Origin of the sequence: Paenibacillus sp. JQZ6Y-1, from assembly GCF_040719145.1 — a bacterium.
GTDB lineage: Bacteria > Bacillota > Bacilli > Paenibacillales > Paenibacillaceae > Saccharibacillus > Saccharibacillus kandeliae.
In genome coordinates this window covers 222996-236231 of the sequence record NZ_JBFDUZ010000001.1, presented here as the reverse complement: position 1 = coordinate 236231, position 13236 = coordinate 222996, and the positions used below count along the sequence as shown (strand labels likewise).

Genomic DNA, 13236 nt, shown 5'->3' with positions numbered 1-13236 from the left:
TCAGCGGTCCTCCCCTATTTGTAAAATGATCGTCATCGTCACACCAATGACGGTTAAGAACACACCCAGATCGAAGATCATTGCCGTCGCCAGCTCCGTCTTACCGAGGAACGGAAGCTCCACATACGCAAACGTATGACTGAGGAAGGGCATTCCGAATAGGAACGAACCCATGCCCGTCAGATATGCAATTGCGAGTCCGGTTGCGATCAGATCACGGTAATCAATCGGCACGACTCGGCGCGCCAGCTCTACATTGAAGGATAGCGCCAGCAATACGAGTGCTGCGGCAGCCATCAGACCACCAATAAAGCCACCGCCCGGATTGTTATGCCCGGCGAAGAACAGATATAACGCGAAGGTCAGAATGATAAACACGATCACCTTCGTGCCTGTAGCGAGAATCACGTCATTACTTTTGAACAGATTCATATTTTCCGAGATTGTCCGTGTTTCCTTGCGTGTACGACCGATCGGCACACTCGGCGCTAGCTCGATCTTCGGCTTCACATATAGAATGCGTGCGCCGGTATCGCGCACTTTCATTTGCAGCTGAATCATCGAGAAGATTCCTAGTGCAGCGATGCCCAGCACGGTAATCTCCAAAAAGGTATCAAAGCCACGGAAGTCAACCAGAATGACGTTGACCACATTGTCGCCGCCACCTAGATCATGACTGTTTTCCACAAAATAACTAGCAATACTGTCAAAGCTACTGCTGCCGCTCGCTGCGAGCGAGACGAAGGTCATAATCACGCCAACCCCGATCGCGATAATCGCATTCAGCCAGCGTGATACCTTCGTACTCACCTCGCGTCGCAGCTCCGGCATATGGTAAAAGCAGAGCAGGAACAGCACAACCGACACCGTCTCGACAATCATCTGCGTCAGCGCCAGATCAGGTGCGCGGAAGAAGACGAAGAATAGCGTCACCAGATAACCGACCGCACCAGTCATAATAACCGCTGTCAGACGCTGACGAGCAAAGGGAACGGCAACCGCCGAGCCGACCAGTAGAAGAATCAATATAATCTCGTAGATGCTTGTCGGTGCGGCGTTATCCAGCGATAGCGAGATGCCATCCGCGCGGAACAATCCGAATCCAACCAGCACAATAATAAAGGTGAAAATGTACACTAGATAATGATGCACTGAGCCGCTCATATAACGCAGCGTGATGCCGCGCGACAGATTTTCCCCATAATGCAGCAAGCCATCATACAAGCGAGTCAGTGTGAATTTGGCAGGATAGAATTGATAGATACGCTCCCAACGCGGCAGCAGAATATACAGCATCGTACCCAGTACAATAATGCCAACCGTCATCCACAGTGCTGGAGTAAATCCGTGCCAGAACGAAATATGCACCTCATAATGCCCACTAGCAGGCACAAGACCTGGCAGCACCGACCGCATCGCTGGTTCGATCAAGCTGTAGGACAGCAGATTCGGTACGAATCCGAATACCAGCACAAGCAGCGCTAGAATCGCCGGCGGCAACAGCATGCCCCACGACGGTTCATGCGGCTTCGTATCATAATGCTCCGGCTCATATGGACCACGGAACGTTTTGAATACAAAGATCATGCAATACACAAAGGTAAACACACTGCCGACGAACGCCAGAATCGGGAATAGAATACCCCACGTACTCAAGCTGAAAAAGTCGCCATGTGTCAACTCCGCCATCGCTTCTAGAAACATTTCCTTACTCAGAAATCCGTTAAACGGCGGCAAGCCTGCCATCGAGAATGCCCCGATACAAGAGATGGTAAATGTGATCGGTAGCAGATTCATCAATCCGCCGAGCTTACGCATATCACGAGTGCCCGTTTCATGATCGACAATACCAGCAACCATAAACAAGGCTCCCTTGAAGGTCGCATGATTGATCAGATGGAAAATGGCAGCTGTCGTTGCGCCCGCATACAGCAGCGATTCCTCGCCATAACCGAGATGCACAGCCGCCGAGCCTGCACCGAACAGTGACATGATCAAGCCAAGCTGTGAGATGGTGGAATAAGCAAGCAGTGCTTTGAGATCATTCTGACGTACCGCCATAATCGAGCCATAGCACATCGTAATGATCCCGCCGAGCGAGACGATCCAGAACCACTCCGCTTCACCAGCGAAGATCGGGCTGAAGCGTGCGACCAGATAAATGCCCGCCTTGACCATTGTTGCCGAGTGCAAATAGGCACTAACTGGCGTAGGCGCCTCCATCGCATCTGGTAGCCAGATATGGAATGGAAACTGCGCCGACTTGGTAAAAGCGCCAAGCAGCACTAGAATCATCGCCAGCATAAATTGCGGATGATCCTGAATCTGCGATAACGCAGCAATCGTTTCGCGAATGCTCCATGTCCCTGTCATGCCATGCAGCAGCACGAATCCGGCAAGCATGGCGAATCCGCCCAATACCGTAATCAGCATCGACTTGAGCGCCCCATACCGCGACCGATCCCGCTCATACCAGAACGCAATCAGCAGGAACGACGAGATGCTCGTCAGCTCCCAGAATGTATACAGAACGATCATATTATCGGACAATACGATGCCCAGCATTGCACCCATAAACAACAGCAAATACAGATAGAAGCGGTGAATCGCTTCCTGCTCTGGGTCAAGATAGTAAATAGAATACAGGACGACGAGCGCACCGATTCCCGTAATCAGCAGGGCAAACAGCAAGCCCAGCCCGTCCAAATACACCGCAAAATCGATGCCCAACGATGGCATCCACGGCAATGTCATCACACCGGTATCAGCGGAACGGATTACCGGTAGGTAAGTAAGAAACAGCGTAAACAGCAGCACCGGCAAAATCAACACAAACCAGCCGGTATGTACAGATGTTACATATTTGCGAATCAGCGGTACCAGCGCAGCCAGTACAAATGGAGCCAGAATGGCAGCATGCAGCACATACACCCTTAGACACACCCCCCGAATGTTCTATATATAGATTTATATCAAATCGGCTATAAAAACCGATCCTATACCGTGTGATCGCAAGCAGAACAGCGTAAAAACAAGCCCTACTACTATATAGTACCCATAACCACCCTATAGCGAATTCATCAGTCAGAGATCAACCTTAAACGACAATCATCCGAAAAAAGACAAAAAGAAGCCTGTGTTGACAGGCTCCTCCGGTTGTTGCGTCTATGGTGTTATATTCGATATTCACATTGTTGTACATGGATCATGTCTGCATGACCATCATTTGGAAGATACAGGTGATTTTGAACCGTATCTTGGTCATGAGATTGTGGTGTGGTGGAACAGCGGTATTTATTTTTTACAGTTTTGTGTCTGCTTGTATTGCTCCACCGATACATGGATGCGATAGAGGCATGATGAGCGTACAATCCGAGTCGTATGATTCGGTATAGCAGTATAGCGAGTATAGATCATGCAAGCTATATCCGATAACGAGGGCAGTACACGCACATCAACCAACGAAACATACCACGATGGGCAATGCGTACACTGGCTCATTGCACGATAGCACTGCTCCACTATACTATAGCTGTTCCTTAACGGCAAGCTGCTACGACATACAATCGTTCGTTCTCATCAAAGCGAACCCTATGCCCCATCAGCATAAAACTGACAATCAATGCGGAACCTTCTCACGGCGATAGCGATTGGGCGATACACCTGTCACCTTTTTAAAAGCAGTACTGAAATAATGCTGCGATTCATACCCCACCTGCTCCGCCACCTCCAAAATAGTACCTTCACTCTCCGCCAGCAATTGCGTTGCACGTTGAATGCGCACCTGTACTAGTAGATGGATAAAGGAATATCCCAGCTCGCGCTTCATCGTGCGGCTCAAATATGCCGACGATACCTGCAACTGATCTGCTAGTACCTCTAGCGTAAGCTGTGGATCGGCATAATGCTCGGCAATATAACTGCGTGCTCGCCGTACCAGCGGTGACAGCTGAAGCTGCCCCTCCATCATCTGTCTCGCAAACCGATAGGCAGGTGCCAGCGCATTCAGCGACAAATCGGATTCGTCCACATGACCGACAGGTTGGATATGCAGCTGAATATGCAGCCCGATATAATCACGCACCGCAGCGATGATACGCTCACCGATATTCTGCTGCGGCAGCTGCCACAGACAGAGAATGATCATACCGGAAGCATCACGGCAGGCAACCAGCGGAATATCGTGTAATAGTTCAGCAGCAATATTGCCAATCGCAAACAGCAGCAGTTGACGGTCATATTCCTGCAAGGGTGGTCGCCCTTCTGCATGACCTGACCAGCGTACCAACAGCAGTGCAGCAGGCAGCTGCGTCGGCAAATCCAGAAATTCCAGCTGGTGCTGCACCTCCGAATCTAGCAAACGTCCTTGTAGCCAATCGAGACAAAATTGCTCGCGCAGCAGCGGAATATTGCGCCGAATCTGGTCAGTCGCCTGTTTCAAATATTGCTCCTGCTGCCAATCGCCATTCAGCTCGGTCGCAATCTGCTCCAGCACACGGCGCAGATGCACCGGGTCCACTGGCTTGAGAATATAATCTTTGACGCCAAGCCGAATCGCTTCCTGCGCATAGCTAAATTCATCATGCCCCGTAATAATCACAAATCGGCAATCTGGCTGATGCTCGCGAATCCGACGAATCAGCGTAATCCCGTCCATAAACGGCATATTCATATCGACCAGTAAAATATGAATTTCTTCCTGCAAAGCCAGCTCTAACGCTTCCTCCCCGTCCTCCGCCTCGGCGATGACGACCATACCAAGCGCTTTCCAATCCACCGACTCCCGAATCCCCTCACGAATAATATATTCATCGTCGGCAATCATGACCTGTAATTGTTCACTCATTGTCATCCTCCTCCTGACGAATCGTATGTGGCGGAAATTGACGCAACAGCGGCTGAGTGACGGTAACAATCGCTCCCCCATGCTCTCCGCGCTGCAAGGTCAACCCATAGCGTGTTCCATACGCCAGATGGATACGCGCCTGAATATTCAGCAATCCATAGCTGCCACTCGGCTCTGGTCCACGACTGCCCAGCGTATCCAGCGGATGCTCTAGCTGTTGCTGTAATTCGGCTAGCCGTTCTTCGGTAATGCCTGCTCCGTCATCGGTCACGGTATAGATCAGCATCTCCTCCTGCTGCTCCGCACGCACCGTGATCATGCCCGGTCCGCGACGAGCACGAATGCCGTGATAGATCGCATTTTCCACTAGCGGCTGTAGCAGTAGCTTGATCACATATACACCTTGCAGTGATTCTGGAATATCCAGCGTATAATGCAAACGATCGCGATAACGAGTCTGTTGAATTTGCAAATAACTGCGAATATGCTGCTCTTCCTCATGTAGCGTAATAATGTCGCTACCGCCGCTTAATCCAATGCGAAACAGCTTGGACAAGGAATCGACCAACTGCGAAATGTCCTCGGCGCCCTTTTTCCGTGCCATCCATTGAATCGTATCGAGTGTGTTGTACAGAAAATGCGGACGAATATGCGCCTGTAGACTGCGCAATTCGGCTTCACGCTTTTGCCGCTCCTGCCTGCGATTGAGCCGCAGCAAATTGCGAATCTCGATAATCATCCGGTTAAAGCTGCGCCCTAGCATACCCACTTCATCACGACGGCTGCTCATATAGCGGGCAGTCATATCGCCAGCTTCTGCCTTTTGCATCAGAGCGGACAAGCGATGGATCGGCTGCGAGATGGAGCGTGCCAATCCGTACGAAGCGGTTAACCCGGCAAAGCAGACGATAAACAGGAAAATGACGACATAAAAGCGAATTGTACGCGACTCTGCCACCGACTCACTGAACCGGAATACGCCGACCGTTTTCCAGCCGGTATAATCGGACGTGGTATACACAAATTGCAGCTGTTGCCCTTGAATGTCACTTGTAAACACATCCTGCTGAGCAGAGGTCAATGAGGATGCAAGACGAGCGGGAACCGATTGCTCAAATGGTCCTTTCGGCGAATAGATCGGCTGCCCTTTGCCATCTGTGACCATAAGATAACCGGTTTTGCCTAGCCGTACATCCTTGGCTGCCTGAGCGATCACACGTAGCTTGAGATCAATCAGCACCACCCCGCGCATATTTCCGGTATGCGGATCATAAAGCGCGCGGGCGACGGAAATGACCTCACTGTCTAGATAGTTGGTATGACTGGTCACATTACGCCCAGATGGATGACCAACAATAGTAAACAGCCCTTTGTTCGCTACCGCTTCACGATACCACGCTTCCCGCGTCAGGCTTTGCTGCGGATTGCGCGCGTATAGCTCATTGCTAATATATTCCCCATTGCGATTCACGATCAGAATGCCAGCGATTTCTGGATATACCGTAGTAAAACCCTGCAAAAACTGGCGTATCTGATATACGGATGTGCCGGATAACGAGAGGTCTGAATCATCGGCGTCATCGAGATCGCGCGCATCCGTAGAAGCAGCAGTTTGAGAGCTGATTGTTTCATTGGTCTTCTCGTTGGCGGTTTTGTTCCCATGTTGTGCATATTTGTTTGTATTTCCTTGTGTGTTATCTTCTGCGTTGTTGCTTATATTGTTGTTTCTATCTGTACTTGATGTCGCATTCATAAAATTCACTACACCAGAGTCAAAGCTGATCAGATACGTAATGCTCTGCATATGCTCCATATACGTATCCAGCGTCTGATTTACCTTGTCGATCAATTGCAGCGTATTGTCCGTCACCTGCCGCTCAATAATTCGGTCAGAAGTATAATTGACCATCACTCCCAGCAAAATAGCTGGTAATATCCCAATCAGCAAAAACAGAGTAATCAGCTGAGTATGCAGCGGCAAATTCTCAGGATGATATTGGCGCCAATCCTGTCGCAGCCAGCGTATCAAGCGATGTTCGTCGGATGGTTTATTTGGCATAATAATCCCCAACATTATCCTGCGTAACGACCGAGACACCGGTATCAACACGTACGGGTACTGGCGATACGATACCGCTCAATGACGGCGCTGGAACGGTCAACCCATGATGCAAATGAAACAAATATTGCAGCGACCAGTAGCCCATATTCCATGTGCCTTGCGCGATAGTTGCATCGATCGTACCGGAGCGTATCATATCCAGCGTTTCCTTGTTCGTATCAAAGCTGATAATGACCGGCTTGTCCTTTTGCATATGACCGGGAGACTGTATCCATTGCTGCACTGCTGCACCTACACCGCTGACACCAGTTGCTTCCGTGATAAATACACCGCTCAACTGCGGATATTGATTCAATATACGGGTCATCTGCTGCTGTGCCATCATTGCATCACCCTGATCATTTTCCACCGCGATAATCTTCATATTCGGATGACGCTGCTTGATCTGCTCTTCAAACCCAGCCGTTCGGTCTTTATGATTTTGCTGGTTGCCCAGTGTAATAATGGCAATCTGTCCACTGCCACCCGTACGATCCGCCATTTGATCGGCGGCAAGGATGCCCGCATTCCGATTGTCCGTTGCGAGAAAGGAATAGGATTTGCTACCCGGTGCTTCGGCATCGAACATGACAACCGGAATCCCCTGATCGACTGCCTTATTAACGGCTTGCACCAGCAATGGAGAATCAATCGCCGAGATAGCAATACCGGCAGGCTTTTTGGCAATCGCTTGCTCGACTACGAGCGCCTGCTCGCGTGCATCGTAGCGCATAGAGCCTTGGTATTCCACCGATACATCCAGCGCTTCGGCAGCGTCTTCAAAGCCCTTGAGTCCGCTTTTCCAGTATTCGATGCCGGATTGGAACGTGATCATCACATACTTTTCGTTAATATCCCCCTTCATTCCCTGCTCATTCCAGGTGGAGGATGTATCCTGTGCCTGGTATTGTACGATATAAATGATCAGGGCAATGACCAGCACGGCATACACCCATAGCATTTTGCGCATAACGGTCCTTCCCTTCGGATCATGATAAATTTGAATATTCCTCTTCTCGTGATGAAAGCGATCATGTGATTGGGAATAGCGATTTGTATTGGTATTGGGATGACTCTAGATGGAACAACATCTAATATAGCGTATATTAGGAATTTAGAAAACGCTTTAATTTCAATAAATAGTGGGGGAGTGGGAAAGAGGAGCAGAGTAAAGACCTTCAAACAAAAAACCTCTCTCATTTATTGCGTGTATAACAACAAAAAGTCCACCCAATAGGATTGGATGGACTATATGACAGCTAATGAGTGCTCTATTACGCTTGCTTCGCCAATTGCACAGTTGCCTGAATGGCAGCTTCGATTTCGCGCTGAATCGCATCGGCTACTACATTTGTATTCGGATCGTATTCCTCTGCCAGATCGGCATCGGCGTAGCCGTCCAGTGCGACAATTGCTCCAGCCCGTGCGCCGCGCAGGGTTGCGATGACGTAGAGGGCGGAGATTTCCATTTCGACAGCGAGAGCGCCGGCTTGTTTGAACTTTTTGTGCGGGAATTCTTCGACACCGTTGAAGAACACGTCCAATGTGACGGTAATGCCTTTTTGTACGACACCTTCACTTGCACGTGCCGCCTGATATAGGGCATCTGTTACATCGCTATCCGCTACAGCGGGGAAGCCGTCTGGTACGAGTTGGCGGGTCAATCCGTCAGTTCGCACCGCAGCGGTGCTAACGATCAGGCTGCCTGCGGGATGGTCGGCGGAATAGGAACCGGCGGTGCCGACGCGGATCAATGTTTTGGCTCCAGCACGGATCAATTCCTCGAAGCAAACTGCTGCTCCCGGGCAACCGACGCCGTGGCTTACGACGGCGATCTCTACACCGTCGCGTGTACCGACGAAGCTGCGGTATTCACGGCTGAATGCCAGCTCGCGCGGATTGTCCAGCTGTGCTGCGATAACGGCAGCACGCTTTGGATCGCCGCAGACGATGGCGTATTCGGGAATATCTTCACTGTTTACCTGCAAAATGGGCATCAACATGGTTCAATCATACTCCTTTTTGGTCCATTCATCTTCCGGGATCGGCAATGCCTCACCGGAGAAACGTTCTTCGCGAAACGGATCGGCTTCGTTATGGAAACCGTTTTGCTCCCAAAAGCCCGGACGATCTTCGATCATAAATTCCAGCCCGGTAATCCATTTCGCACTTTTCCAAAAATACAGATGTGGCACGACCAGACGCACCGGCCACCCATGCTTCGGCGTAAGCGGCTTACCATCATAATGATACGCCAGCAGCACATGATCATGCAGCAAATCCTCTAGCGGTACATTCGTCTCGTAATCGTTACCGCCATGCACCATTACATACTTGGCTTCTGGCTGCACATCCAGTTGCTCCAATAGATCGCGAAAACGTACGCCTTCCCAGACGGTATCGAATTTCGACCATCGTGTGACGCAGTGAATATCGTCGGTGATTTGAACCTTGGGCAGTGCGGACAATTGCTCAAATGAAAACTCCTGCTCGCGGTTCACCGCACCGAAGATGCGTAGCCGCCATGTAGCCAGATCGATCTCCGGCACATCGCCTTCATGCAAAATCGGAAACGTCTCGGTCAGAAACTGCCCCGGTGGCAGTCTTTTCGCCTGTTCTTCGGTAATATTACGGGATAACGGCGTCTTTGATGCTTTGATACGGTCTGCCTTTTTGCTGGTCATCCGCGTTCCTCCTTATTGTGCCTTGTTTGGCTTTAACTTGTACAGTGATTGTCGTATATCTTCTATCTATCTGTCATTAGCGTGAGCTACCGTTCGCACGCTGCGCATCCTTGAGATAACTGCGGTCTTTGAAAAAGAACATCGCTGCCAATGTCACGATATACGGCAGCATCTGTGTAAACTGCGCCGGTAACGCGAAGCCTTGCAAACGAATACTGAACGCATCCATCAGACCAAACAGCAGACTGGACGCCACCACGCCAAGCGGGTTAGATTGTCCGAGCATGGTAGCAACCAGCGCGATAAAGCCGCGTCCTGCCGTCATGCCTTCGGTGAACATCGTCACCTGACCGAGCGACAACTGCGCCCCTGCTAGTCCGCACAGCATACCGGATACCAGCACCGCGCCATATTGAATACGGCGTACTGGAATACCCAGACTTTGCGCTGCTACCGGATTCTCACCTGCTGCTCGCAGCCGGAAGCCGCTAACCGTTTTGAACAGATAGATCCACATCAGAATCGCCGCGAGAAATGCCGTATACACTAGCGGTGAATGCCCAGAAACGATCCCACCCAGCACCGGAATGTCCTTGATTAGTGGAATGTCCCATTTCGGCAAGCCCTGCATATTTTTATCATAATATGCGCCTTTGACATCGAAGATCGCCCGCAAGCAAAAGGTCGTCAGTCCCGCCGCCAAAAAGTTCAGCGAGATCCCGACTACAATCACATTCGCCTTCAGATTGATGCTAATATACGCAAACAATAAGGAAAACAGCATCACGCAAATGACCGCGAATATCACCGCCAGCCATACATTGCCCAATAAATGATTGCCTAGAATCGCGGAAAAGGCGCCGACCAGAACCAGCCCTTCTAGTCCGACATTGAACAGCCCGACACGCGCGCAGATCGCACCGCCCAATGCTGCCAGCAGGATCGGCGTCAGGATGCGCAGGGTGGAGTTAAAGAGTGAAATATCAAACAGCTGATCCATTGTTTTTACGCTCCTTTCTGCGCTTGAGGAACAGGTAACCAAATCGAGCCGATACGAACAATGTCAAGGTCGCTTGGATGACACTCGCTACTTCCAGCGGTACATTCGTATTGCGCTCCACGCCCATCGCTCCGGTTTGCAGCGCCGCCAGTAGAATGCCTGCCACCGCTGTACCAATCGGATGCGAGGAAGCAAGCAATGTCGCCATTATGCCACTCCAGCCGTAATCCGCCGAGGTCAGTGCCCCGTCCAGATACCGGTGTTGTGTACCCAGCACCTCACCTGCGCCTGCAAGCCCAGCGAGTGCACCGCTTGCCAACATCGCCACCACCATCATCTTGCCGCGCTTCACGCCGCCATATGCTGCGAAAAATGGATTGTTGCCCAGCATCCGAATCTCATACCCAGACACCGAATGATGAATAAAGATATAAATAGCGACCGCCGCCAGCACTGCCAAAATAAAGCCCGCGTGCAAACTCATACCAGAAAACAGCTTCGGCAGCCATACATCCGCAGGCAGCATCGGTGTCTGCGACATTGCTGCCGAACCCGTACGATCCTTGAGTGGAAACGAGACCATATATCCGGCGAATAGCGATGCGATATAGTTGAGCAGCAACGTCGAGATCAGTAGATTCACCCCAAAGCGCGCATCCATATAACCCGCAAACAGCGACCATAGTCCACCGACGACCATCCCGACCAGCAGTGACACGATCATTACTAGCCAGCTTGGTCCCGGCATATACAGACCGGTAATTGCTGCCGCCAGCCCGCCTAACACCATCTGCCCCGTCGCTCCCATATTGAAAAATCCCGCGCGAAACGCTAGCGCCACACCCAATCCAGTCAATATAATCGGTGTCGCTCTCGTCAGCGTATTCGTTAGAAAGTAAAAGCTGCCAAATGCGCCGTTCCACATTTCACGGTACGTATCGATGACGGAATCGCCAATCAGCATAATGGCAACTGCACCTGCCAGCAAGCCAATTACTACAGCAATCACCGGCTGAAGCAGTCCTAGCAGTGTACGTTTCAGTGTATTCATGATTGCCTTTTCCCTCCTGCCATCAGCAGACTGATCTGCTCCTCGGTCGCTTGCTCTGCCGATAATTCACCTGCAATTTTGCCTTCGTACATAACTAGAATGCGGTCAGACAGCTTCAATATTTCAGTCAATTCGGATGATACGAGTAAAATACCGTCACCTGCCTGACAGCGTGACAACAGCTCGCCATGAATCAGCTCCATCGCGCCTACATCCACACCGCGCGTCGGTTCAGCCGCAATCAGAAACGGTTTGTTTTGCGCAAATTCACGCGCTGCGATCAGCTTTTGCAAATTACCACCGGATAGAAATTGCGCCTGTGTATCCAACGAACCCGTTTTGATCGCAAAACGCTTCACCCAGCCGTCCATCACCTGACGTAGCGACTTTCGGTCAATCAGCCCTTTTTTACGATAGTGCTGCTGGTGTCCCATTAAACCATTGTCCAGCACAGTTGCTTCCCGTGAAGCGCCCCACAGATAACGATCTTCAGGGATATGCGCCATGCCCTGCTCACGAATACGTCGTACAGACGCACCCGTTACATCGCTTCCATTCAACTCAATCGTACCGCTATCTGGCTGCTGCAATCCCGCAATCACCTGCAACAGCTCCGATTGCCCATTGCCCGAAATCCCAGCGATACCGACAATCTCGCCACGGCGTACAGTAAGCGATACATGATCCAGCAGTGGCTTACTGCCCTTACCGCCAGATACATGCAATTCTTGTGCATGCAGCACCACTTCACCCGGTTGTCGTCCAGCGCGACTCATCTGCACCAGCTCACGTCCAACCATCAGACGTGAAATTTGCTCCTCATCGGTCGTGCTCGCATCCATCTGCCCCGTAATCACGCCATCGCGCAGCACAGTAATGCGATCTGCCGCCTCCATCACCTCATGCAGCTTATGCGTAATCAGGATAAAGCTTTTGCCCTGTGCCGCCAGCCGCTTGATCGATGTCAGCAGCTCCTTCACCTCGCCCGGTGTCAGTACGCCAGTCGGCTCATCCAGAATGATCACATCCGCTCCCTGATACAGCACCTTCAAAATTTCGGTTCGCTGCTGTACACCAAGCGGACAATCCCCCGCCTTTTTCCACGGATCAATCGGCATACCGTACTGCTCGCCCAGCTGCTTGACCTTATCCGCAGCCGCCTGACGATCAAAAAACGCACCTTTTTTCGGCTCACCACCGATGACGATATTTTCTGCCAGCGTAAAGCTTGGGAATAGCATAAAATGCTGATGCACCATGCCAATCCCTTGCCGAATCGCTTGGGATGGATCATGAAAATGAACTTCTTTACCATTTACTAGAATGCGTCCAGATGTGGGCTGCTCCATGCCATACAGCATACGCATCAACGTCGTTTTGCCTGCGCCATTCTCGCCGACGAGCGCATGAACCTCACCCTTACGCACATCAAAATGAATATCGCGATTGGCGGTAAATTCGCCGTACTTTTTGGTGATTCCCTGCATTTCCAGCAACATCGTCATCTGTTCATTCCCCCTCTGTACAAGATGCCTATAGGCTTCCCTTTACGTG

Annotated in this window: 9 protein-coding genes; all 9 read right to left on the bottom strand. The window is 50.9% G+C overall.

Annotation, left to right across the window (positions count from 1 at the left end; translation table 11 throughout):
• The gene (locus ABXR35_RS00970) at nucleotides 1-2931 is read right to left on the bottom strand and encodes a Na+/H+ antiporter subunit A (protein ID WP_367054203.1); all 2931 of its coding nucleotides are present in this window, start codon (nucleotides 2929-2931) and stop codon (nucleotides 1-3) included.
• Between the two features lie 688 nt (nucleotides 2932-3619).
• Nucleotides 3620-4846 (bottom strand): response regulator transcription factor, encoded by a 1227-nt coding sequence (locus tag ABXR35_RS00965; protein WP_367054200.1) that lies wholly within the window; start codon nucleotides 4844-4846, stop codon nucleotides 3620-3622.
• On the bottom strand, nucleotides 4839-6905 hold the full coding sequence (locus ABXR35_RS00960; protein WP_367054197.1) for a cache domain-containing sensor histidine kinase: 2067 nt from the start codon (nucleotides 6903-6905) through the stop codon (nucleotides 4839-4841). Before ABXR35_RS00960 ends, ABXR35_RS00965 begins: the two co-directional genes overlap by 8 nt.
• Entirely contained in the window at nucleotides 6895-7917 is a 1023-nt protein-coding gene (locus ABXR35_RS00955) for a substrate-binding domain-containing protein (protein WP_367054194.1), read from the bottom strand. Before ABXR35_RS00955 ends, ABXR35_RS00960 begins: the two co-directional genes overlap by 11 nt.
• Nucleotides 7918-8221: 304 nt before the next feature.
• The gene (locus ABXR35_RS00950) at nucleotides 8222-8950 is read right to left on the bottom strand and encodes a nucleoside phosphorylase (RefSeq protein WP_367054191.1); all 729 of its coding nucleotides are present in this window, start codon (nucleotides 8948-8950) and stop codon (nucleotides 8222-8224) included.
• A 3-nt stretch (nucleotides 8951-8953) separates the two neighbouring features.
• Complete coding sequence (locus ABXR35_RS00945; RefSeq protein WP_367054189.1) at nucleotides 8954-9631, bottom strand: sulfite oxidase-like oxidoreductase; 678 nt, start codon at nucleotides 9629-9631, stop codon at nucleotides 8954-8956.
• 76 nt (nucleotides 9632-9707) lie between these two features.
• The gene (locus ABXR35_RS00940) at nucleotides 9708-10631 is read right to left on the bottom strand and encodes an ABC transporter permease (RefSeq protein WP_367054186.1); all 924 of its coding nucleotides are present in this window, start codon (nucleotides 10629-10631) and stop codon (nucleotides 9708-9710) included.
• Complete coding sequence (locus ABXR35_RS00935; protein ID WP_367054183.1) at nucleotides 10615-11682, bottom strand: ABC transporter permease; 1068 nt, start codon at nucleotides 11680-11682, stop codon at nucleotides 10615-10617. Before ABXR35_RS00935 ends, ABXR35_RS00940 begins: the two co-directional genes overlap by 17 nt.
• Nucleotides 11679-13181 (bottom strand): ABC transporter ATP-binding protein, encoded by a 1503-nt coding sequence (locus tag ABXR35_RS00930; RefSeq protein WP_367061042.1) that lies wholly within the window; start codon nucleotides 13179-13181, stop codon nucleotides 11679-11681. Before ABXR35_RS00930 ends, ABXR35_RS00935 begins: the two co-directional genes overlap by 4 nt.
• Nucleotides 13182-13236: the final 55 nt, after the last annotated feature.

What these genes read in the sequence shown, in the direction of transcription:
- ABXR35_RS00930 (WP_367061042.1), bottom strand. Translation starts at nt 13,181, where the DNA reads ATGTTGCTGGAAATGCAGGGAATCACCAAAAAGTACGGCGAATTTACC.
- ABXR35_RS00955 (WP_367054194.1), bottom strand. Translation starts at nt 7,917, where the DNA reads ATGCGCAAAATGCTATGGGTGTATGCCGTGCTGGTCATTGCCCTGATC.
- ABXR35_RS00965 (WP_367054200.1), bottom strand. Translation starts at nt 4,846, where the DNA reads ATGAGTGAACAATTACAGGTCATGATTGCCGACGATGAATATATTATT.
- ABXR35_RS00950 (WP_367054191.1), bottom strand. Translation starts at nt 8,950, where the DNA reads ATGTTGATGCCCATTTTGCAGGTAAACAGTGAAGATATTCCCGAATAC.
- ABXR35_RS00945 (WP_367054189.1), bottom strand. Translation starts at nt 9,631, where the DNA reads ATGACCAGCAAAAAGGCAGACCGTATCAAAGCATCAAAGACGCCGTTA.
- ABXR35_RS00940 (WP_367054186.1), bottom strand. Translation starts at nt 10,631, where the DNA reads ATGGATCAGCTGTTTGATATTTCACTCTTTAACTCCACCCTGCGCATC.
- ABXR35_RS00960 (WP_367054197.1), bottom strand. Translation starts at nt 6,905, where the DNA reads ATGCCAAATAAACCATCCGACGAACATCGCTTGATACGCTGGCTGCGA.
- ABXR35_RS00935 (WP_367054183.1), bottom strand. Translation starts at nt 11,682, where the DNA reads ATGAATACACTGAAACGTACACTGCTAGGACTGCTTCAGCCGGTGATT.